Genomic DNA, 21,888 nt, shown 5'->3' with positions numbered 1-21,888 from the left:
GGGCTAGATTCGAGCACCGTCGACAACGGAACTCGTCGGCATGGTCACCCTCCGTACAGCTCAGGAGCAGCGCATGCGCGACTTCGCCCTCGCTCCCCCCACCGTCTCGGCCCTGACCGGCGGGCTGGCCGACAGCATCTTCGACACGGCAGCCCTGAACCCCACTCTTCCGTTGCTCGCGCGCCACCCCACCCTCTCCTCCGCCGCCTGGGAGGAGGTCACCGCCGTGGAAGTGCGCGACGAGGTCGTGGATCTGGCGAAGGGACTGATCGCGTCCGGCATTTCACCGGGCAACCGCGTGGCGATCATGGCGCGCACCCGCTACGAGTGGACGGTGCTCTCCTACGCCCTGTTGGCGGTGGGCGCCGAGGTCGTCCCGATCTATCCGACGTCCTCGCGCGACCAGGTGGAGTGGATCCTGAGGGACGCCGGCTGCGTGGCCGTGCTGGTGGAGGACGAGCAGGCGGTGATGACGGTCGGCTCCGTGTGCGGGGCGTTGCCGCTGCTGCGCCACGTCTGGCAGTTGGACGCGGGGGCGCTGGACGATCTGGTGGGGCGGGGCAGGTTCATCCCGATCGCCACGGTCGACTCGCTGCGCCGCATCGTGCTGCCGGACTCCACCGCCGCCATCATCTACACCTCCGGCACGACCGGTCATCCCCTGGGCTGCGCGCTGAGCCACCGCAATCTGGCGAACCCCGCCGACACGCTGCTCGCGGGCTGGGGTCACACGGTGGTGCCGCCCGGCGAGCAACAGGCGTCGGTCCTCGCCTTCCTGCCGTTCTCTCACGTGTACGGCCTGATGGTGCAGAGCCTGTGCGTCCGCGGCGGGATGGTGATGGGCCACGAACCGGACCTGAGCGAGGAAGCGCTGTCGGCCGCGCTGCGTTCCTTCCGTCCCACCTATATCTGCGCCGTCCCCTCCCTCTTCGAGCGGATCTACAAGAACTTCCTGCGCGCCGCTCAGGAGGCGGGCCGCGGTGCGCTGTTCGAACGGGCGGCGGACACGGCGCGGGATTTCGCAGCGGCCCTCGAACGACACCGGCTGGGCGGCGGTTCGGGTCCTGGTTTCGATCTCCGGCTGCAGCACGCCCTGTTCGAGCGCACGGTGTACCGCAAGCTGCGCGCCGCGCTCGGCGGCCGGGTGTGCCGGGCGTCGTCCGGCGGCTCGACCCTCAGTCGCGAACTGTCCCTCTTCTTCGAGGGGATCGGCATCTACGTCAACGACGGGTACGGACTCACGGAGGTCGGCGGCGGTGTCACCGCACAGCCGCTGGGCCGGGAGATGTCGGGGACGGTGGGGCAGGCCCTGCCGGGCACGGACATCAGGGTGGCCGACGACGGCGAGATCCTGGTGCGCGGGCCGTCGGTGTTCCAGGGCTACGTCAACAACGACGAGGCGACACGGGCGGCGCTGCACGGCGGCTGGCTGGCCACCGGGGACCTGGGGCGGCTGGACTCCGAGGGCTATCTGACGATCACCGGCCGCAAGAAGGACATCATCGTCACCAGCGGCGGCAAGAGCGTCGCCCCGGCCGCCCTCGAACAGCGGCTGAGAATGCATCCGCTGATCCATCAGGCGGTCGTCGTGGGCGACAACCGGCCCTGTGTGGGGGCCCTGATCACCCTTGACCCGCAGTTCCTGGCGTACTGGCGTGGTTCGCTGGCGCTGCAGAGCGACGCGCCGAGCCGGGAGGCCCGCGAGGAGAACGCGCTGCGGGAGGAGATCGGACGGGCCGTGGCCGCCGCCAACAGCGCGGTCTCGCGCTCGGAGTCGATCCGGGTCTTCCGTGTCCTCGCGGAGCAGTTCGACATGTCCAACGGGCTGCTCACGCCGTCCATGAAGCTGCGCCGGGACGCGATCGTGCGGCACTACGCGTTCGAGATCGACGCGATGTACCAGGCACGTACGCGCGCTCCGCGGCAGACCGTGCCGGACGAACTGGCGGGCTGGGACGAGACGGACAACGTCTTCCGGTGAGTGCGAGTGACCTTCTGTGTCCGGCCCAGCCGTACCACTTGCCGCTTCTGGCATGCGTAGCATCCGCCGGCTTGGGAACGTGGACAGTCCATGGTTGTGAGAGCAAGGACGACAGAGCTGTAGACACGGGGGCTGGACAGGTGAGATGCCGACCGAGCCGCATTGGGACATGACATTCGCTCCCGGGGAGCTCCCTGAGCGTGTCACTCGCTTCCCCGGCGAGTTGCGCAACGTGACGGACGCCCGCCTGGACGCGGAGCGGTTCCTCGGCGATCTCGCGGAGGTGACACCTCCGGCGACACCGGAGCACTGGGACGACATTCTCCTGGTCGTCACGGAACTCGCCGCCAACGCGATCCAGTACGCGCCAGGACCCTTCGAGCTGACGATGCGCAGGTCCGTCGACGGCGTCCATGTGGTCATGGCCGACACGAGCACCGTCCCGCCGGCACCGCGCCCCTTCCGCCCCGACGGAGGCGGTGGCGGGGTCGGCTGGCACCTCCTGCACGCCCTGTGCAGCCAGATCAGCGTCACCAGGAACGACAAGGGGAAGGGCATTCACGTCTTCCTGCCCTGGTGAGATCCCGGCACCTCAGGCCGGCTGCTCGGCACCCTGCCGGCGCCGGTCCGCGGGCCGTAGCGGTACCAGCAGGCCGATCGTCTTTCCGCCGCCACGCCGCTTCTCGATGGTGATCTCGCGTGCCAGACGGAGGATCAGCGGCCAGCCGTAGCCGTTGCCGTGGTGCACCACCGGCAGGGCGCCGGATCCGTACGCCATGTCCGGGACCACGTCGCTGTTGTCCTGGACGGAGATCCTGACTCCGTCGGAGGTGGGGGTGACGTCGAACCCCGCGAGTCCGTCGCCGTGCCGGATCGCGTTGGTCACGAGTTCGGACACGACGAGAAGCAGGTCGATGACGTCTTCCTCGCATGCCGTGCCGATGGCCGACTCCCACTGCTCCTGGACGACCGACCGCGCATGTGCGCGTGCCGCCGCCGCGGTCGTCACGTGGACCGTGGCCCGTGTCATGCCGGGCCGGCTCACCGCTCCTTCACCACAAACAGCCCTCCATGCCTCGGTCGACCGGTCCCGCCGCACGCGGCGACACCGGCTACCTGTCCCACAGCACCTGTTACCCGGTCCGACCGTTCGCATTCGGTACGACGTGTCACAGGACGCGGCACACGGCTCGGTGCATGCCGCGCGCGATCACGGGTAATCGCGCATGGCTGCCGCAGTTGTCGTCAGTGGTCGTCCGTAGTCGTCGTTGTTGGAGGTAGACGTGTCCGTTGCCCAGAACCCGTTGTCCGTGGAGGTCAGCCTGCCCGCCCAGGACGTGGCCCTGATCACGGTCGAGGGCTACTTGGACGTCGACACCGCGACGGAGTTCCAGCACCATCTGGCCAACCAGCTGCATCACGGCCGACGGCACTTTCTGCTGGACCTCTCGAACGTGCCGTTCATGGACTCCTCGGGCATGAGCATCATCGTGCGCGTCTACCAGGAGGCCCGCGATCTTCCCGGGAGCGTCCACATCATCTCCCCCACGCCCGCGGTGCAACGGATTCTCGACCTCACGGGCGTCAGCATCACGGTGCCGGTGTCGGAAAGCGCCGAGGAGGCACTCGCCCGCATCATCCAGGCCCAGGGGTGACAAGGGGTCACCCGCGCGGTTCCGGAAGCTCGATCGATATTCTTTCCCGTCCCCGGTGCGTTTCGATACTCGGACGGGCATGGTTGTGATCGACGCGTTCGTCTGCCTGCCGCGCCCAGCTGGCGGAACGGCTGAGGTGACGGTGGGATCGATGTGGTGCGCACAGAGATCCAGGGCAGTCGAAGGGCGTCGGTTGCAGACCGCCTGGAGCCGCAGAGAGGGATGAACACCGTGACACGACCCAGGATCCTGGTGGTTGGGGCAGGCTTCGCCGGTGTGGGATGCGTCCGCCGGCTGGAGCGGAAACTCGCGCCCGACGAAGCGGACGTCACGCTGGTGACGCCGTTCTCCTACCAGCTCTACCTGCCCCTGCTGCCCCAGGTGGCCTCCGGGGTGCTGACGCCCCAGTCGGTCGCCGTCTCGCTGCGGCGCAGCAAGAAGTACCGCACCCGGATCATTCCGGGCGGAGCCATCGGCGTCGACCTGAAGGCCAAGGTCTGCGTCATCCGCACCATCACCGACCAGATCGTCAACGAGCCCTACGACTACATCGTGCTGGCCCCCGGCAGCATCACCCGTACCTTCGACATCCCGGGGCTCACCGAGCACGCGTACGGCATGAAGACCCTTGCCGAGGCCGCCTACATCCGCGACCACGTCATCTCCCAGCTCGACCTGGCCGACGCGAGCGACGACCCGGCGGAGCGCGCCTCGCGCCTGCAGTTCGTCGTGGTCGGCGGCGGGTACGCCGGCACCGAGACCGCGGCCTGTCTGCAGAAGCTGACGCACAACGCGGTCAAGCGCTACCCCCGCATCGCTCCCGGATCGATCAAGTGGCATCTCATCGACATCGCCCCGAAGCTGATGCCGGAGCTGGGCGACAAGCTCGGCCGCAGCGCGCAGGAGATCCTGGGACGGCGCGGCATCGACGTGTCGTTGGGCGTCTCCATCGCGAAGGCGGGACCCGAGGAGGTCACCTTCACCGACGGCCGTGTGGTGCCCACCCGCACCCTGATCTGGACCGCGGGTGTCGTCGCCAGCCCGCTCATCGCGACGCTCGGCGCGGAGACCGTGCGGGGCCGGCTCGCGGTGAACGCCGAGATGAACCTGCCTGGCCAGGACGGTGTGTTCGCGCTCGGCGACGCCGCGGCCGTGCCCGACAAGGCCAAGGACGACGAGAGCGCCGTCTGCCCGCCCACCGCCCAGCACGCGATGCGGCAGGGCAAGCACGTCGCCGACAACGTGGTCGCGACCCTGCGCAACCGGCCACTGGCCCCGTACGTCCACAAGGACCTCGGCCTCGTCGTCGACCTCGGCGGCAAGGACGCCGTCTCCAAGCCGCTCGGCATCGAACTGCGCGGCCTGCCCGCGCAGGCCGTCGCCCGCGGCTACCACTGGTCGGCCCTGCGCACGAACGTCGCCAAGACGCGCGTACTGACGAACTGGGTCCTCAACGCGCTCGCCGGCGACGACTTCGTCCGCACCGGCTTCCAGGCCCGCAAGGCCGCCAGGCTGAAGGACTTCGAGTTCACCGACGCCTATATGACACCGGAACAGGTGCGGGCCCACGTCGAGGGGACGGACCGTAAGGACGCGTGAAGCGGGCGGGCCGTCCGGTCGCGCCGTGACATGCTGAGATCCGGATCATGACGTGAAGCGGGAGTGAGTACGGCGGCGTGAGGGCAGCGGGTGGGTCGGTCCGGGGACGGCTGCGCGATCTCGTCGCGGCCAACGATCCCGGGTTGCTGCGGTTGGCCGCGGGCCTGCGGACGGTGGGCGCCATCGCTCTCACGCTGGCCGTGCTCTCCCTGCTGGGTGCCGACGTGCGCCTGCTGGTGGCGGGTGCCATCGCGGCCATGGTCTCCACCTTCGCCATCCGGGAGAAGCAGCGCGCCGCGCAGGCCGTCACGCTGGCGCTGGGCCTCGCGGTGGCGCTCGCCTCGGTGTCGCTGGCCGCGGTCCTGCACTCCCGGGTCGTGGGCGGTGACCTGTTCTTCGTCGTCCTCATCTTCTTTGCCGTCTACATCCGGCGGTTCGGCGACCGGGGCACCGCGCTCGGGCTGATCGGCTTCCAGGTCTACTTCATGTCCCTGTTCGTCGGCGTGAGCCTGTCGGCGCTGCCGAAGCTGTGGGGCGTGGTCGCCATCGCGGTCGCGTCCAGCGCCGTGGTGCGCTTCGCGCTCGTACCCGAGACGCCCGCGGGGATCCTGGAACGGCTGCGCGACGCCTTCCGCGCCCGGCTGGCACAGCTGGTGACCGCGCAGCTCGGCCTGCTGGACGCCGGGCCGGACGACATCGACAAGGCGCTGCAGGACGTGCGCGACGGCACCGCGCGTCTGCACGACACGGCCATGATGATCCAGGGCAGGCTGGAGGAGGGAACCTCCGACGAGGCGGCGGCGCGGCTCGTGCAGCGCCGGATCGCGGACGCCGAGATCGCCGCCGAACGTCTGGGCCTGCTGTTGCTCACCGCCCGCAGTGCCGAGCGGGCGGACACGCTGACCCTGCATCTGCCGGGCGCGCCCGTCCCGCCGGGCGGGCATCTGCCGGTGCCCGACGAGGCGACCGCCACGTTGTACCGCGACCTGGAGGCGCTGCGCCTGCTGGTGCTGCGGCCCGTGTCCGTGGGCACCGGGACCGGCCTGGCCCATCTGCGCAACCGGCTCCTCGGCTACCGCGACGAGGAGAACCTCCCGAAGGCCTCGCCCGCCGTGCAGGACGTGTTCCGCGGCATCGGCGAGGCCGCCCGCGCGGTGCTCGGGCTGCGGATCGCGCTCGGCGGGCCGCAGGACGACTCGGAAGACACCCCGTCGACGGCCCGTTCACGCGAGGAGCTGGACGCCGAGGACGCGGCGATCGACGCGGGAGAGGAGGCCGCGGAGGAGACGGCGAGGGGGCTGGACAGGCCCACCACGCGTGCCGCCGTGCAGGTCGCGGTGGGGTCGTCGCTGGCCATCGTGGGCGGTGAGTTCCTCTCCGGCCAGCGCTGGTACTGGGCGGTGCTGACCTGCTGGATCGTGTTCATCAACACCGCCTCGACCGGCGAGATCCTCGTCAAGGGCTACCGGCGGCTGCTGGGCACCGTTCTGGGCGTCGTTGCCGGTCTGCTGCTCGCGGGGCTCGTCGGACACCACACCTGGACGGCGTTCGGGCTGGTGCTGCTGTGCGTGTTCGCGATGTTCTACACGGCGCCGCTGTCGTACACGCTGATGTCCTTCTTCGTGACCGCCGCGCTGGGTGTGCTGTACACGCTGCTGCACACCTACAGCCTGTCGGTGCTGGTGCTGCGGGTGGAGGAGACGGCGCTCGGCGCGGCCTGCGGGATCATCGCGGCGGCGTTCGTCCTGCCGGTGCACACGGACCGCCGTACCAACGACCTGCTCGTCACCGTGCTGGACCGGCTCGCGGAGGTCACCGAGGCAGCGGTCGAGCAGCTCAGCGGCGGTGACCCGGCCGAGCTGCTCGACAGGGCGCGCGACCTGGACCAGGCGTTGGCCGACCTGCGGGCCGCCACCCAGCCGCTCACCCACCCGGTCACCCCGATGCGGGCGCGGCGCAACACCGCCCGCTATGTCGTGGCGCTCCTGGAGACCTGCGCGTACCACGCGCGCTCGCTGGCCGCGATGGCCGAGCTGCTGCCCACGCATCCCTCCATCGCGGCGGATCCCCGTCTGCGGCGGGCCGGGCAGCGCATTCTGCGCAACATCGGGGCGATCGCCGCGCGGGTCGCGGACGACCGGGCCGCCGTCGAGGTCGGGACCGGGGCGAGCATCGCGGCGCTCCTGGAGTCCGAGCTGCCCGGCACCTCGCGATACGGGCGCATCACCGACCGGGTGCTCAGGCATCTGCAGCGCCTCGACGAGGCGGTGGTGGGCCTGGCCCGGCCGCTGGAGGTGCCGGTGGCGGCGCCCAAACGGTGACCGTCCTTCAGAAGTCGGTGGGCAGGCCGCTCACCTCGGCGATGCCGCGCAGTTCCTCGTTCTGCCGGTGCCGGTCGCGGATGTAGTCGGCGATCTCGCCCAGCCGTGCCGGGTCGGAGGCGGTGTCCGCGTCGGTGATCACCCTGACAGGACCCGTTCCTTCGAGGTCGATCTCGACCACCTCGTTGTCCAGTCTGCCGGTGACCGCGGCGGCGATGACCAGGGCCGCCTCGTCGCGCACCTCCTGGGACAGGCCGTCCCCATGGTCCCCGTCCAGCGCGAAGTCCATGCCGGGAAGGCGTTCCTCCTCGATCGCCTCCAGGATCGGTTCGACCACGCCGAGGAGCCGGCTGTAGTCCTCCGTGTCCATCCGGGTACGCAGAAGACCGAGGTAGACATCGACGGGTCGGTGCTCCGGTGGAAACTCGGATTCGTTCATGCCCCCCGTGTTCCCCGTGTGCCGCGCGTCAGACCCTGCGCCAGCGAGCCAGGGCGAAAGAGAACAGACCGAACAGTACGAAACCGGCCGCGACGCAGACGAGCAGCGACGGGCCGAGCGGGGTGTGGGCGAACGAGCGCAGGGTGTCGTCGAGTCCCTTGGCCCGGTCCGGCCGGTAGTCGACCGCGGCACGCACCGCGAAGGCGCCGGCGGCGGCGAACACCACACCGCGTGCCGCGCCGCCGCCCACTCCGGTGACGTCCACGAACCGTCGGGACCATCGGGACATCCGGCCGAGCCTGAGCTCGTCGCGGTAGTCGCGCCGCAGGGCCCGTGCGGCGATCCACACGCCGCCCACGACCACGCCGACTCCGGCCGCGCCCACCAGCCACTGCCCGGCGGGCAGGTCCAGGACCCTGGCCGTGACATCGCGGGACTGCTTGTCGCTCGATCCACCGCCGCCGCCGTGGGGGCCGGCCGCGAACCTCAGCACGGAGTAGGCGACGAACACGTAGAAGACGCACCGGACCGCCGCGAGCAGCCGCTTTCGCGGTGTACGGCCGTCCGGTCCGACCGAGCCGAACAGGGCCTCCGACAGCCGCCACAACGCCATGCCGGCCAGTCCGAGGCCGAGCGCCCACAGCAGTACGGCGCCGAACGGCTGCCCGGCGAGGGTGGCCAGGGCGCCGCCGCGGTCCGCCTGCCGGTTGCCGTCTCCGAAGGCGATCTGCAGGGCCAGGGCGCCGACCAGCAGGTAGATGGCGCCGCGTGCGGCGAGCCCCGCCCGGGCGGCGCCCCCGGTCACCGAACCGCGCGCTGCCCGCTCGGCCTCCAGCCGGCCTGTCCGCGCCATGGCACTCGTGTTCATGAGGACCTCCCCGAATCCGAATGCCCCGACGCCGGACGGGCACACCGTCGTGTGTTCATGCCCTTCGCATCCGCGTGCCCCGCATGCGACGGCCCAGGGCGTGCAGATACTCCAGGGCGTCCAGGACCACGGTGCGGTCGTGCCATGCGAGCCATCGGCCGCCGTCGCCGCCCACCACGTCCAGGACCTTCAGCTGGGCCCTGGTCAGCCCTTGGAGGGTGTGTTCGGAGTGGGCGGAGACCATGCCCACGCACAGACCCGCCGCGGTCGTGAGCGGCACGCTGTGACAGGCCCTGCTGCCGGCCGCGAGGATCGCCGCCCTCGACGGCTCGTCGAAGACCGGGTCGCTCTCCACGTCCCGCACGGTGACCTGGGTGCCGTCGCGGGCGGCCTTCGCACAGGCGGTGCCGGTCGGCCCGACGTAGGCGAAGAAGTCGACGAAGTCCGCGGTCAGCCCCGTGTGCTTCTCGATGACCAGACCGCGCCTGGCCCGGTCGGCCACCTGGACGTTTCCCATGTCGGTGCCGACGACCGCCAGCGTCTGGCTCAGTACGGCGCCCAGGACGGCACCGCGGTTGCCGGGTTCCGGCGGGCGGTCGGCCTCGAAGCGCAGCGCGGGCTCCGGGAGGCGGACGCGCTGGGGGAACCACAGCTGTTCCCCCGGGTCCGGGCGCGGGACGGTCGCCACGGCCCCGGACAGGATCCGCATCTTGACGTTGAGCCGCTGCGAGGTCTGCTGCAGGAGTGCGAACGCGCTGTCCGCGTCGGGCAGCCCGTAGCGCTCCTGGAGGATGCCCTGCGCATGCGATATCTGCGGGTAGGCGCGGGCCTTGGCCCTGAGGTCCCGCACCTGTGCCCGCAGCCGTTCCAGCTCTTCGCGCTCCGGCTCGTCGCCCGTCGCCCCGGGTCCTGGCCCTGGTCCTGGCGCTGTCATCCAACTCCGATCTCAGTGGTTTCGGGCGGTGCCTGCGGTGTCGTCGTGGTCGCGAGCAGCCGGTGTGCCGCGTCCAGGGCCCTTCTCACATCCCGCGTGCCGGTCGACACGCAGAGGGTGTACGCCAGGTCCTGCGCCCGCGGGCTCATCCGGCCACCGTTCTGCTCCGCCTCCTCGGCCTGCACGTTCTCGTACTCCTCCACGAGCCTTCTCAGGACGGCAGGATGGGGGATCAGCATCGTTCGTTCACTCCTCGTCCGCTCGGACCGGTTCATGCGACGGACGGCCGGTCGTCGGCACCCTTGCGGCCGCCCAGCGCCTCGGCACGCACACGGGCGCAGCTGCGGCTGATGAGGCGGGAGACATGCATCTGGGAGATACCGAGCTGGTCCGCGATCCGGCTCTGCGTCATGTCCTCGAAGTAGCGCATGTAGAGGATGGCGCGCTCGCGTTCGGGCAGCCGGCGCAGTCCTTCCTTGGCGGACTCGCGGTCGATCACGACGTCGTACGAGGTGTCGGAGGCACCGAGCGTGTCGGCGAGGCTGTAGCCGTCCTCGTCGCCCGAGAGTTCGGCGTCCAGGGAGAGGGTGCTGAAGCTTTCGAGGGCTTCGATTCCGGCGCTCACCTCGTCCTCGGTGAGTCCGGTGTGCGCGGCGAGGTCGGCCACCGTGGGTTCCGGGGTGCCGGGAGTCTGGGTGAGTTCCCGGCGGGCCACCCGGACCTTGTTGCGCAGTTCCTGCACCCGGCGGGGCACCCTCAGGGCCCACATCCGGTCCCGGAAGTGCCGCTTGACCTCACCGGTGATGGTGGGCACCGCGTAGCTTTCGAAGGCGCCACGCTCCGGGTCGAAGCGGTCGATCGCCTTGACGAGGCCGAGGGCCGCGACCTGGCGCAGGTCCTCCACGGACTCGCCGCGGTCGCGGAACCGGCCGGCGATCCGATGGGCCATGGGCAGCCACGCGGTGACGAGTTCGTCGCGGAGCAGGTCCCGCTCGGGGCCGTCCTCCAGCGTGGCGAGACGGGCGAAGTATTCGGCCGTGTCGGGTGCGTCGTCGTGCCGCCGCCCGCTGGGGGCGGTCGGCCGGGTCTGGGTGCCGGGACGGCTTGTCGACGTGTCGATGAGCATGCGGATTCGCTCCTGAACGAGGGTTTCAGGGACATACCGCGGGAGGATCGCCGTCCGGACCGACTGAAGGGGCCCGGGGTAGCGATACCACTCCCGCTGGGGCGCCTCCGGTCCGAAGCACGAACGTCCGTATGCCCTGCCCACGTGGGAACAAACCGCACCTGCGAAAAAGCGTTCAGTCCAGGGCGACCACGGCGGTGATGCACTTGCCGCCGGCGGGCAGCTCGGACACCCGTACGTCCCGGGCCAGGCGGCAGACGATGGGCCAGCCGTGGCCGCCGGGGTGCTGTCGTCGCAGGGGGTCGGCGGGCTGCCTCGACACGGGCAGCCGGTCGCTGCGGTCGCACACCGAGACGCGTACGCCCGTGCCGAGGACGTCGACGCTGAAGTCGGTGACGCCTCCGCCGTGCAGGATGGCGTTGGTCGTCAGCTCCGTGGCGACGAGCAGGGCGTCACACAGGGCCTCCGGATCACAGGTGGTGTGTGTGAGCCGGCAGCGTTCGGTGACAGCGCGCTCGACCGCCCTTCGCGCCTCGGCGGGTTTGCACCACCGTGAGGGCCGTGTCTGCTGCGCGCCCGGTCGTTCGAGGGCGGGTTCGGTCCGGTGCTCCTCGCACATCGCCTGGCTCCCCTGATCGGTGAAGAACCCGGCCTCCGTGTGCGGGGGAGGAAAGCGGGCCCCGGCGACACCTGCGGCCGCCGTGTCCGGGCCGATGCCTGATGGGCACAGCAGTTTCCCGCTCGCGCAGCGATTCCGACTCCAGCTGCGCGAGCACCACAGGTCTCTTCTCATCGGCTCACCGGGACGGGCCTTGCCAAACCTCCCGGCCGGATGCGGGATCCAGGCCATCGGAGTGAGAAACGTGGGTAGGCGGATGCCATGACCGATGTCGTGGACTCAGACGAGCTGCTGCGCCGCATCCGGCGTGCGCGGGACTGCGCGCAGCGAGAGGAGCGGGCGTGGCGGACGCGGGGTGAAGGCCTGCGGGCGACCGATCCGGAGGCGGCGCACGAGGCCGCCGTAAGGACTCTGACCTACGAGGCGGTCCTGTGCGTACTGGACGAGATCCTGACCCCGGGCAAGCGTGCCGATGGGACCTGACCTGCGGGTGGGGAGCCGCCGGGTGGGCACCGAACCGAGCGCGCGGGGGCGGCCGGCGAAGGGCCCCGGAGTGAAACCGGTCACTTGGCCCGTTCTGGGGGCGCGAAAACCCCGGTAGATGGTTTACGGTTCATTCATACGTGGTGACGGAGTCGACCGTACTGTCCTCCGACGCCACCGCTTACGGCCCTGGCTGGTCTCCCCCGTCCAGCCAGGGCTTTTTCCTGTCTTCGGGGTGCTGTGCGAGAACTGCCGTCCGCCGAGGTGCCCGGGGCGTCCGCAGCGGCTGAAATGGGCGTAGGGAAAGCACCGGAACCGATCCTCGGCGAGGAGCCCCGCGTCATGACCAAAGCGATAAAACTGCTGACCGCTCTTCCCCCGCCGCAGCGCCAGAGCCTGATGGCGCTCGCGCGGGAGGTCTCCTTCCCGGAGGACACCCGGATCTTCGAGGCGGGCGGCAGGGCCGACCGCTTCTGGGTCATCCGCTCGGGCGCCGTCTCCCTCGACCAGCGGGTCAACTCGCTGCAGCGGGTGACGGTCGCGAGCCTCGGCGCGGGCGATCTGCTCGGCTGGTCCTGGCTGTTCCCGCCGCACGAGTGGGACTTCGGCGCGGAGGCCTTCAGCCCTGTGCGCGCCTACGAGTTCGAGGCGGCGGCGGTGCTGCGCCTGTGCGAGGAGGACACGCACCTCGGGCTCGCGCTCGTGCGCAACGTCGCCGAGATCCTCGCGCACCGGCTGGAGACGACCCGCGGCAAGCTCATGGAGCAGCACTCGATCAGCCGGCGCAGCGCCTTCTAGGCCCCTCTGGGCCCTGGCGGGGCACTGGGCCGCCTCGGGGCCGGAGTTCGGGCACTGGGGGGCATGGGGGTCAGATTCGGTAGCGGCGCAGTGCCGGGACCGCGGCGGCCAGGGACAGCATCACGGCGACGACGAGGAGGCCGCCGCCGGCGACCGCTGTGCGCGGACCGAGGGCCGAGCCCGCGGTGCCGTGCAGGACATCGGCCAGACGCGGTCCGCCCGCGACGACGACCGTGAAGACGCCCTGCATACGGCCGCGCATCTCGTCGGTGGCGGCGGACAGCAGGATCGCCCCGCGGAAGACCATCGAGACCATGTCGGCGACCCCGGCCAGGGCGAGGAACGCCGCGGCGAGCCACAGGTTGCCGCTGAGTCCGAAGCCGGTGATCGCTGCGCCCCAGGCGACGACCGCGCCGATCACCATCCAGCCGTGCCTGCGGGCCCGGGAGAAGGTGCCGGAGAACAGTCCGCCCAGCACGGCGCCGATGGGGATCGCCGCGAAGAGCAGGCCCAGCGCGAGCCCTTCGCCGTAGGAACCGAAGGTCTGCGCGGCGAGTTGCGGGAACAGGGCGCGTGGCATGCCGAAGACCATCGCGATGATGTCGGCGAGGAAGGACAGCAGCAGCACCTTGTGCATGGAGATGTAGCGGAACCCCTCCGCGATCTCCCGCACGCCGGCGCGACGCGTCGTGGATCCCGCCCGGGGCGGCAAGGTGGGCAGCTTGTACACCGCCCACACCGTCACGCAGAGTGCGACGGCGTCGATCAGGTACAGCTCGGGCAGGCCGATGACGGGTATGAGGGCGCCGGCGAGCAACGGTCCGACGACCTGTCCGGTCTGCATGACGGTGGAGCCGAGGGCGTTGGCGGCGGGCAACTGTCCCTCCGGCACCAGACGGGCGATGGAGGCGTTGCGCGCGGGGGCGTTCAGGCCCCAGAACGCCTGCTGCACGGCGAGCAGGACCATGAGCGCGACCACGGACTCCAGCCCGGCGAAGGCCTGGAGCCAGAACAGCAGCGAGGTGACGGCGATGCCGCTGTTGGTGATCAGCAGCAGCTTTCGGCGGTCCATGCTGTCGGCGACCGCGCCGCCCCACAGTGCGAACACGATCAGCGGGAGCAGGCCGGCGAGGCTCGCGGCACCGACCCACGCCGAGGACCCGGTGATGTCGTAGATCTGCTTGGGTACGGCGACCGCGGTGAGCTGGCTGCCGACGGCGGTGACGATCGTGGAGGACCAGAGGCGGCGGTAGGCCGGGATGCGCAGGGGGCGGGTGTCCATGGCCCAGCGGCGCCAGCCGCGCCGGGGTGGGTCGGCCGCGACCGGGTCCGGTGTCTGCGGTTCGGTGCTGCTCTCGCTGGTGTCCACGGGCTTCCTGGTTGCTCGATACATCTTTCGGGTCGGGGGTTCACTATCCCAGCACCGTCCGGGAGTTCGGGACGCGCATGCTCAGGTCGTGGATCTCAGGCCCTGCGACGAGCAGGGCACCGGGCGTGATCATCGTCGCGGCGACCGGTCCGTCGACCGGTCCGTCCCGCGAGCCCCGAGGGACTCCAGCTGTGCCGCCGCGTTGTCGAGCAGCATCTCCAGTGCCGTCGGATACGCGCTGTCGACCATGCGGGCCGCCAGCAGGGGCGCTGCCTCGGCGATGCGCGGGTGGGTGGTGCGGGGCAGGTGGGCATAGGTCGAGCGCCACATGGTCTCGTCGGCCCGCAGGGCGTCGCTCGGCAGGGCCAGGGAGGCGGCGTCGAGAGCGGCGAAGGCCAGCGTCTGGTCGATGAAGGCGTGGTAGATGCGGACGGTGTCCGGGAGCGGGAAGCCGGCCGTGCGCAGGATGTCCAGGACGGCCTCGTCGGCGGCCAGTTCGTTGGTGCGGCCGGTGACCCGGCTCGTGGTCAGCACCGCCGCCTGCGGGTGGGCGACGTAGGCGGCGTGGATACGCAGGCCGACGGCGCGCAGGTCCGCCCGCCACTCCCCCGTCGGCCGCCAGCCGTCGAGCGCCTCGCCGATGAGCGCGTCACCGATGGCGAGGGTCAGGTCATCCATGCCGCTGAAGTAGCGGTAGAGGGTGCTCGGGTCGGCGTCCAGGGCCAGACCGAGGCGGCGGGCGGTGAGGCCCGCGCTGCCGTGTTCGCGCAGCATCCGCAGCGCGGTCTCGACGATCAGCCGCTCGGACAGCACGGTGCCGCTCTTCGTGGGCCGGCGCCTGCGCCGCTTCTCCTCGGGCACGACCGGTTTGGGCACGACACGACCTTTCGCCTTATGCCAACGCCATTGACCTTACGTGAGTCGGCCGCGTTGTATCTCCGGCAGGGGCCCCTCGTCATCGATCCTCAGGACAGTCATCGGTCCTCAGGACACTCATCGGTCTTCAGGACCCATCGGTCCTTAAGGACAGGGAGATCTGTCATGCGTGTACTGCTCGTGGGCGCCGGCGGGGTCGGCACCGCCGTTACCCGGATCGCCGCCAGGCGGTCGTTCTTCGACGCGATGGTCGTGGCCGACTACGACCCGGCGCGGGCCGAGGCCGCGGTCGCCGCCCTCGGCGGCGAGGGGGCCCGCTTCCGTGCCGAGCGCGTCGACGCCGGCGACGAGGAGGCGGTGGCGGAGTTGCTGGGCCGGCACGACTGCGACGTGCTCCTCAACGCCACCGACCCGCGCTTCGTGATGCCGCTGTTCCGAGCCGCGCGCAGGGCCGGCGCCACCTATCTCGACATGGCGATGTCGCTGTCGCACCCGCACGCCGAGCGGCCCTACGAGGAGTGCGGCGTGAAGCTCGGCGACGACCAGTTCGCGCAGGCCGAGGAGTGGGAGAAGGCGGGCGCACTGGCTCTCGTCGGCATGGGCGTGGAGCCCGGCTTGTCGGACGTGTTCGCGCGGTTCGCGGCCGACGAACTCTTCGACGAGATCGAGGAGATCGGCATCCGTGACGGCGCGAACCTCACCGTCGACGGCTACGACTTCGCTCCCTCCTTCAGCATCTGGACCACCATCGAGGAGTGCCTCAACCCGCCCGTCGTCTACGAAGCCGACCGAGGCTGGTTCACCACCGAGCCGTTCAGCGAGCCCGAGGTGTTCGACTTCCCCGAGGGGATCGGTCCCGTGGAGTGCGTGAACGTGGAGCACGAGGAGGTGCTGCTCGTGCCGCGCTGGGTTCAAGCGCGCCGGGTCACCTTCAAGTACGGCCTGGGCCGGGAGTTCATCGAGACGCTGAAGACGCTGCATCTGCTCGGCCTGGACCGCACCGGACCGGTGACCGTGCCGAGCGCCGCGGGGCCGGTCGCGGTCTCGCCCCGGGACGTGGTCGCCGCGTGCCTGCCCGACCCGGCGACGCTGGGCGAGCGGATGCACGGCAAGACCTGCGCGGGCACCTGGGTGCGCGGCACCAAGGACGGGAAGCCGCGCGAGGTGTACCTGTACCACGTGGTCGACAACCAGTGGTCCATGGCGGAGTACGGCAGCCAGGCGGTGGTGTGGCAGACGGCCGTCAATCCGGTCGTCGCCCTCGAACTCCTCTCCACCGGCGCCTGGTCGGGCTCGGGCGTCCTCGGTCCGGAGGCGTTCCCGGCCCACCCGTTCCTGGACCTGCTGACCGCGTACGGCTCCCCGTGGGGCATGCGCGAAGAATGAACACGGGATCTTCGCGACTTACGTTGTTTCACTCGCGCATCGACAGGTGACCCGGAATCGAGTAAGCCATTCGCGAGGGCACGTACGACTTCGATCGCAGGTGACTTTTGATGGACTACTGGCGAGACCAGGCCACGTGCCGCTACGAGGACCCCGAGCTGTTCTTCCCGATCGGCACCTCGGGCCCCGCGTTGCTGCAGACGGAACAGGCCAAGGCGGTGTGCGCACGCTGCCCGGTGCGGGAGCAGTGCCTTGAATGGGCGCTGGACCACGGGGAGATCCTCGGTGTGTGGGGCGGCACCGGCGAGACGGAACGGCGCGCCCTGCAGCGCCGGCGACGCGCCGCGGCCCGCCGGGGCGGCGCGTAGGGCCTGTTGCGCAAGCGGCGTCTGCCGCGCGACACCGGGCACGCTCCCCCACTGCCTCAAGCGCGTGGCAGGCGCCCCCACTCGCCGCACCGCCCGAACACCCGAGTACACCCAGTACGAGGGCGGTCCTAGACCTCTGAACCCCGCGGCGCCGGGACCGCCGGCAGTCGCAGGGTGAATGTGGCGCCGGCGCCCGGTTCGCTCGCCGCGACGGCCGTACCTCCGTGCGCGGCGACCAGGTGACGCACGATCGGCAGGCCGAGTCCGCTGCCGCCGGTTCGGCGGCTGCGGGACTTCTCGGCACGCCAGAACCGGTCGAAGACGTGCGGCAGGTCCTCCGGTGCGATGCCTGCGCCGTTGTCGGTGACGGTGAACACGACCTCGTCGCCGGAGCGGCGGGCCGTCAGTGTGACGGTGCCGTCGGCGGGCGTGTGCCGCAGTGCGTTGGAGACCAGGTTCCCCAGCGCCTGCCGCATGCGCACCGGGTCGGCGTCCAGCCACGGGGCGCCGTCGGCGTCGGTGCGCACGGTGACGCCGGACGCGTCGGCGGCGACGCGGTGGGCGGCGGCGACCTGGTCCAGCAGGTCGCCGGCGCGGACCGGTTCGCGGTGCAGCCGCAGGGTGCCCGCGTCGGCCGCCGCGAGGTCCTGGAGGTCGTCGATGATGCGCTGGAGCACCAGTGCCTCCTCGTGCAGGGAGGCGAGCAGCGCGGGATCCGGGTCGACGACGCCGTCCCGGGTGACCTCCAGCCAGCCGCGGATGTTGGTGAGGGGGCTGCGCAGTTCGTGCGCGATGTCGCTGACCATCGCCTTGCGCTGGGCCTCCAGGCGTTCGCGCCGCTCCGTGAGGTCGTTGAACGCCTCGGCCAGGATGCCGGTCTCGTCCCGCGTGGTCACCGGCACCCGTACATGCATGTCCGGCGGCTGTTGAGCAGCGGCGGTCAGCGCCCGCAGGGGACGTACGAGCCGGGTGGCGACGACGGCCGTGACGGCGACGGTGACCGCGAGCACGAGACCGGCGGCGCCGACGATCTTGGCCTTGTTGGCCGGTGACATGTCGAAGCGGGGCGGGGTGGTGTCGTCACCGCCGAGGTACAGCTCGGCCACGGGGGCGACATACGGGTCGAGTTGAGCGCGGAGTGCGTCGTCCGCGCAGGTCTGCGCCGTCTTCAGCGCCTTCGCGTCGTCCGCCTCGGCGAACTTGGCGATGACGTACCGGCTCTGGGGCGACCTCCCGCTGGGGTTGAGCATGAGGTAGAGCGGCCCGTCGAGGTGGAGTCCGTGCTGCTGCAGGCAGGTGTCGGCACCCTGGGTCAGTGCGTCCAGGGCCTTCTGCTCGGTGGTGGTCGGCACTCCGAGGTCCCCGTAGCCGCAGTCCAAGGACGGATGGTCGGAGGCCGAGGTCCCGTCCGGGGTGAGGATCACGGGCCGGCCGCTGGGGCTTCGCTCGATCCTGGTCTCGACGCCGTAGCGGTGGTAGCACTTCTGCTGTTCGGCGGCGATCGCATCCGTCCGGGTGCGCTCCTTCGCCGTGAGCCGGTAAGGACCGACGGCACGGGGGTCGATTCCGTCGAGCTGCGCGCCGGACTCGGTGTAGGTGTCGGTGTGCAGGGGATCGACGGTGGCGGCCGCGCCCAGGGGCAGGGAGGTTCCCTTCCGTGCCGAGTCGGCGATGAGGGTGCGGTCGGCGGTGGTCAGGGCGATGCGCCGGCCCGTGCTCGCGGCCAGGGTGCGGACGGTGGCGTCGACGCCCTTCCAGTCGGGGTGGGTTGCGGCGTAACCGCTGAGCCGGGCCAGGATCCGCATGTCGTCGGCGAGGTCCTGTCCCTGTTCCTCACGCAGCGCGCGGGTGGTGGTCTCCACCGCCAGCCAGGCCGTCGCCGCCACGGAGCACACCGCGATGAGCACCGACGCGATCAGCAGCCTGACCAGCATCCGCTTGCGCAGCGGGATGCGGCGCTTCACGGGCGGCTGCCGCTGAGCTTGTAGCCGAACCCGAACACCGTCAGCAGCCGTGCCGGGCGACGGGGGTCGGCCTCGATCTTGCGGCGCAGGTTCATGATGTGGACGTCGACGGCCCGTTCGGTGGAGGCCCGGTCGAATCCTCGGGTGCACTGCAGCAACTGCCGCCGGGAGAAGACCCGTTCGGGCTCCGCCGCCATGGCCAGCAGGATCTGGAACTCGGCGGGTGTGCACTCCACCGGCGCGCCGTCGCAGCGCACCTCGTGCCGCTCCGGATCGACGGTGAGTCCGGCCGCCCGGACGACGGGGTCCTCCCGTACGCCGGTGGTCCTGCCGCTGCGCCGGAGCACCGTGCGGATGCGGGCCATCAGCTCGCGCGGGCTGTACGGCTTGGTCATGTAGTCGTCGGCGCCGAGTTCGAGGCCGAGCAGGACGTCGTCCTCCTGCGAGCGCGCGGTCAGCATCAGTACGGGGATGTCGGCGCTGGACGGGTCACCGCCGCGCAGGACCCGGCACACCCCGAAGCCGTCGACAACGGGCAGCATGAGGTCGAGCACCACCAGGTCGGGTCTCAGCCTGCGGGCCGCGTCCAGCGCGGCCGCGCCGTCGTGGACCACCGTGGCCGTGTGTCCCTCCGCCAGCAGGGAGCGGCGTATGAGTTCGGCCTGCATCTCGTCGTCCTCGGCGACCAGCACATGTGCGCACACGCGGCGGATCCTAGGCGTTCAGCGGTCGAGGGACGTCGCGTCGCCCATGACGACGACGGGGTGGAGGCCTGGGTCGAGCACGCGGAGCAGTTCCTTCATGTGGTTCTCGGCGATGCTGACGCAGCCGTGGGTGGGGCCGCCGTGGTCGACGTGGAACCAGATGCCGCCGCCGCGGTTCGCGCCGAGGGGGCGGGTCCAGTCGAGGGGTGAAGTGCCCGGCCGGCGGTTGTAGTTGATGGCGATCACGTAGTCGAAGGAGCCCGCGAGCGGTTCGCCCTTGAATCCCGTGCCGGGTGAGGTGAATCCGCCGGCGTGGTGGTACGGCAGCCGGGTGCCGGGGTTGCCGAGCAGCCCGCCGCCGTCGGTGAGGCCGAACACGCCGATGGGTGAGCGCAGGTCACCGCCCATGTGGTGGTCGGACCAGCCCTTCAGCGCGTTGTGTGCGGGCCAGGTCGCGCCGGCCTGCCAGCCCGCGGTCGTGCGCTCGTACACGACCACGGTGGACAGCGCGGAGTTCCTGGCGCGACCGGTGACGACCACGGCTTGGCGGGCGGCGGAGGGGATCCGGGCCAGGGTCCTCGGTCCGAGGCCGGGCAGGTGCAGCGGGGCGGCGGCGATGGACATCTGGGGCGAGGGCGAGGCCAGGGGGCTGATGCCAGGTGTGCTCGCCTGGGCGTTGGCGGCGCCGGACGGGTGGCCGGGTGAGGCCATCGCCCCGCCGCCGCATCCCGTCAGCAACAGGGAGGCGGCGAGCAGGGCGACACGGGGTCTATTCATGATCACGGATCGACTGTGACCGACACATGTGAGGAACTCGTCAGGATTCAGGCGTGGTTCGGCTTTCCCCGACCGTACAGCCAGGTGGTGAACAGCGGGTCAAGGTTCTTACCGGACTCACGCTCCGCGAGGCGTACGAACTGCGCGGTCGTCCCGTGTCCTTCGCGGTGCACGGCCGCCCAGGTCCGCAGGATGCGGAAGAACGTCCGGTCGCCGACTGCCCTGCGGAGTTCGTGCAGGGTCATCGCCCCGCGGGCGTAGACGGGGGTGTCGAAGATGTTCGCGCCACTGCCGGGGTCGCCGGGCGGGAATGCCCACAGGCGGTCGCTCGCCGGGCGGGCGTAGAGCGCGTCGAAGGACTTCTGGGCGCTGTCGCCGCCATGCTGCTCGCTGTAGAGCCACTCGGCGTAGGTCGCGAAGCCCTCGTTGAGCCAGATGTCCTTCCACGAGGTCAGCGACACCGAGTCGCCGAACCACTGGTGGGCGTTCTCGTGGACGAGGGTGCTCAGGTCGGGGGCCGAGTCGTAGACCGGACGGGACTGGGTCTCCAGCGCGTACCCGACGTTCGGCGCGCGGTCCACGATCGATCCCGCGGCGCGGAACGGGTAGGGCCCGAAGAGCTTGCTCTCCCATTCCAGGACGGACGGCAGCTTCTTGAGGACGGGCGCCGCTTGGGACGCCTCGCGCGGGTCGACGGCGTTGTAGACGCGGATGCCGTCGCGGGTGGTGTACTGCTCGACCTTGAACCTGCCGACCGTCGCGGTGGCGAGGTAGGCGGCCATCGGTTCGCGCTGGCGCCAGTGGAACGTGGTGTGTCCGTGCCTGGTCCGCTGTCCCACCAGGACGCCGTTGGAGACCGCCGTGCGTCCGGCGGGCACGGTGACCGTGATGTCGTACGACGACTTGTCCCTCGGGTGGTTGTTCGCCGGGAACCAGGTCATGGCGCCCTGTGGCTCTCCGGCGACGAACGCCCCGTCGTCGGTGGGTATCCAGCCGTCGAGCGACCCGTCGGGGTCGGTGACCGGCTTCGGGGTGCCGCTGTAGGTGACGGTGACGCGGAACTCCTCGCCCGGATGCAGGGGCCGGGACGGGGTGACGACGAGTTCCTGGCCGTCACGGCGGTACTGCGCCGTCGCCCGGCCGACGGTCAGGCCGGTGATCTTCAGGCCCGTGAAGTCGAGGTCGAAGCGGGTCAGGTGCTGGGTGGCGCGGGCGGTGAGGACGGCGGTGCCGTCGAGGTGGCGGCTCGCCGGGTCGTAACGGAGGGTCAGGCCGTAGTGGTCGACGTGGTAGCCGCCGTTGCCGGCGAGCGGGAAGTACGGGTCTCCGGCGCCGGGTGCGCCACCGGTGCCCGCGGAGGCGGGCCCGGCGGCGGCCAGCAGCGCCGCGAGGGCGACGGGGACCGTTGCGGTCAGCGCCTCGCGACGGAGGACCGTGGTGGATCTGACGCTCTGCCGGCGGGACTGCCTCATCTGCGCTCCTGGAATCGTCGATGATCAATCACGCCAGGCTATGGGCCCGCCCGGCGCGGGTTCCTCCTCATTCGGGTCAAGTCACACAGCGTCACCGGACGCCCCGGCACTACGCTCGATGTCATCCTCCATCGCAGAAAGGCCCGGCC

General features: G+C 70.9%; 22 protein-coding genes. 9 read left to right on the top strand and 13 right to left on the bottom strand.

Annotation, left to right across the window (positions count from 1 at the left end; translation table 11 throughout):
* Window positions 1-73: 73 nt before the first annotated feature.
* Window positions 74-1,981: an AMP-dependent synthetase/ligase gene (locus OG870_RS45305; protein WP_266531770.1), complete on the top strand. Its 1,908-nt coding sequence runs from the start codon at window positions 74-76 to the stop codon at window positions 1,979-1,981.
* A gap of 145 nt (window positions 1,982-2,126) precedes the next feature.
* Window positions 2,127-2,561 (top strand): ATP-binding protein, encoded by a 435-nt coding sequence (locus OG870_RS45300; protein ID WP_405623156.1) that lies wholly within the window; start codon window positions 2,127-2,129, stop codon window positions 2,559-2,561.
* Between the two features lie 12 nt (window positions 2,562-2,573).
* On the opposite strand, the gene OG870_RS45295 is transcribed toward OG870_RS45300, so the two are convergent.
* On the bottom strand, window positions 2,574-3,026 hold the full coding sequence (locus OG870_RS45295; RefSeq protein ID WP_327692177.1) for an ATP-binding protein: 453 nt from the start codon (window positions 3,024-3,026) through the stop codon (window positions 2,574-2,576).
* A 238-nt stretch (window positions 3,027-3,264) separates the two neighbouring features.
* On the opposite strand from OG870_RS45295, the gene OG870_RS45290 reads away from it, so the two are divergent.
* From OG870_RS45290 to OG870_RS45280, 3 genes are all read left to right on the top strand, one after another.
* Window positions 3,265-3,636 carry an STAS domain-containing protein gene (locus OG870_RS45290; protein ID WP_266531765.1) on the top strand — a complete coding sequence of 124 codons (372 nt, stop codon included), beginning with the start codon at window positions 3,265-3,267 and terminating at the stop codon, window positions 3,634-3,636.
* A 222-nt stretch (window positions 3,637-3,858) separates the two neighbouring features.
* Window positions 3,859-5,235, top strand: a complete 1,377-nt coding sequence (locus OG870_RS45285) for an NAD(P)/FAD-dependent oxidoreductase (protein WP_266531763.1) — start codon at window positions 3,859-3,861, stop codon at window positions 5,233-5,235.
* 77 nt (window positions 5,236-5,312) lie between these two features.
* On the top strand, window positions 5,313-7,556 hold the full coding sequence (locus OG870_RS45280) for an FUSC family protein (protein ID WP_327692176.1): 2,244 nt from the start codon (window positions 5,313-5,315) through the stop codon (window positions 7,554-7,556).
* A gap of 7 nt (window positions 7,557-7,563) precedes the next feature.
* Here the strand turns inward: OG870_RS45280 and OG870_RS45275 are convergent, their stop codons facing one another.
* The 6 genes from OG870_RS45275 to OG870_RS45250 form a co-directional block, all read right to left on the bottom strand.
* Window positions 7,564-7,995, bottom strand: a complete 432-nt coding sequence (locus tag OG870_RS45275; RefSeq protein ID WP_266531759.1) for a hypothetical protein — start codon at window positions 7,993-7,995, stop codon at window positions 7,564-7,566.
* A 28-nt stretch (window positions 7,996-8,023) separates the two neighbouring features.
* A complete protein-coding gene (locus tag OG870_RS45270; protein ID WP_266842027.1) occupies window positions 8,024-8,863 on the bottom strand; it encodes a DUF1206 domain-containing protein in 840 nt (279 codons plus the stop codon).
* Window positions 8,864-8,918: 55 nt separating this feature from the next.
* On the bottom strand, window positions 8,919-9,797 hold the full coding sequence (locus OG870_RS45265) for an ANTAR domain-containing protein (protein ID WP_266531754.1): 879 nt from the start codon (window positions 9,795-9,797) through the stop codon (window positions 8,919-8,921).
* A complete protein-coding gene (locus OG870_RS45260) occupies window positions 9,794-10,036 on the bottom strand; it encodes a DUF5133 domain-containing protein (RefSeq protein WP_266531752.1) in 243 nt (80 codons plus the stop codon). Before OG870_RS45260 ends, OG870_RS45265 begins: the two co-directional genes overlap by 4 nt.
* A gap of 32 nt (window positions 10,037-10,068) precedes the next feature.
* Window positions 10,069-10,923 (bottom strand): SigB/SigF/SigG family RNA polymerase sigma factor, encoded by an 855-nt coding sequence (locus tag OG870_RS45255; protein WP_266531750.1) that lies wholly within the window; start codon window positions 10,921-10,923, stop codon window positions 10,069-10,071.
* Window positions 10,924-11,098: 175 nt separating this feature from the next.
* Entirely contained in the window at window positions 11,099-11,542 is a 444-nt protein-coding gene (locus OG870_RS45250) for an ATP-binding protein (protein WP_266531748.1), read from the bottom strand.
* Window positions 11,543-11,803: 261 nt separating this feature from the next.
* Here OG870_RS45250 and OG870_RS45245 point away from each other — a divergent pair, with 261 nt between their 5' ends.
* Together OG870_RS45245 and OG870_RS45240 are read left to right on the top strand one after the other, a co-directional pair.
* Complete coding sequence (locus OG870_RS45245; protein WP_266531746.1) at window positions 11,804-12,025, top strand: hypothetical protein; 222 nt, start codon at window positions 11,804-11,806, stop codon at window positions 12,023-12,025.
* A 342-nt stretch (window positions 12,026-12,367) separates the two neighbouring features.
* Complete coding sequence (locus tag OG870_RS45240; RefSeq protein ID WP_266842021.1) at window positions 12,368-12,823, top strand: cyclic nucleotide-binding domain-containing protein; 456 nt, start codon at window positions 12,368-12,370, stop codon at window positions 12,821-12,823.
* 70 nt (window positions 12,824-12,893) lie between these two features.
* Here OG870_RS45240 and OG870_RS45235 read toward each other — a convergent pair whose 3' ends face one another.
* Complete coding sequence (locus tag OG870_RS45235; RefSeq protein ID WP_266842019.1) at window positions 12,894-14,192, bottom strand: MFS transporter; 1,299 nt, start codon at window positions 14,190-14,192, stop codon at window positions 12,894-12,896.
* Between the two features lie 129 nt (window positions 14,193-14,321).
* Window positions 14,322-15,068 (bottom strand): TetR/AcrR family transcriptional regulator, encoded by a 747-nt coding sequence (locus OG870_RS45230; protein ID WP_266531741.1) that lies wholly within the window; start codon window positions 15,066-15,068, stop codon window positions 14,322-14,324.
* A 165-nt stretch (window positions 15,069-15,233) separates the two neighbouring features.
* On the opposite strand from OG870_RS45230, the gene OG870_RS45225 reads away from it, so the two are divergent.
* Both OG870_RS45225 and OG870_RS45220 read left to right on the top strand, forming a co-directional pair.
* Window positions 15,234-16,454, top strand: coding sequence for a saccharopine dehydrogenase family protein (locus tag OG870_RS45225; protein WP_327692175.1), 1,221 nt, complete (start codon window positions 15,234-15,236; stop codon window positions 16,452-16,454).
* Window positions 16,455-16,564: 110 nt separating this feature from the next.
* Window positions 16,565-16,822, top strand: a complete 258-nt coding sequence (locus OG870_RS45220) for a WhiB family transcriptional regulator (RefSeq protein ID WP_266531737.1) — start codon at window positions 16,565-16,567, stop codon at window positions 16,820-16,822.
* A gap of 128 nt (window positions 16,823-16,950) precedes the next feature.
* Here OG870_RS45220 and OG870_RS45215 read toward each other — a convergent pair whose 3' ends face one another.
* From OG870_RS45215 to OG870_RS45200, 4 genes are read right to left on the bottom strand one after another with little or no spacing between them, the layout of a single operon-like run.
* Window positions 16,951-18,786 (bottom strand): sensor histidine kinase, encoded by a 1,836-nt coding sequence (locus OG870_RS45215; RefSeq protein WP_327692174.1) that lies wholly within the window; start codon window positions 18,784-18,786, stop codon window positions 16,951-16,953.
* Window positions 18,783-19,490, bottom strand: coding sequence for a response regulator transcription factor (locus OG870_RS45210; RefSeq protein WP_266842013.1), 708 nt, complete (start codon window positions 19,488-19,490; stop codon window positions 18,783-18,785). The genes OG870_RS45215 and OG870_RS45210 overlap by 4 nt, the downstream gene beginning before the upstream one ends.
* Before the next feature lie 18 nt (window positions 19,491-19,508).
* Window positions 19,509-20,273 (bottom strand): L,D-transpeptidase family protein, encoded by a 765-nt coding sequence (locus tag OG870_RS45205; RefSeq protein ID WP_406349836.1) that lies wholly within the window; start codon window positions 20,271-20,273, stop codon window positions 19,509-19,511.
* 41 nt (window positions 20,274-20,314) lie between these two features.
* On the bottom strand, window positions 20,315-21,739 hold the full coding sequence (locus OG870_RS45200) for a M1 family metallopeptidase (RefSeq protein ID WP_327692173.1): 1,425 nt from the start codon (window positions 21,737-21,739) through the stop codon (window positions 20,315-20,317).
* Window positions 21,740-21,888: the final 149 nt, after the last annotated feature.

This window comes from Streptomyces sp. NBC_00461, from assembly GCF_036013935.1.
Classification (GTDB): domain Bacteria; phylum Actinomycetota; class Actinomycetes; order Streptomycetales; family Streptomycetaceae; genus Streptomyces.
The sequence above is the reverse complement of the archived record's forward strand: the minus strand, read 5'-3'. Positions and strand labels throughout refer to the sequence as shown.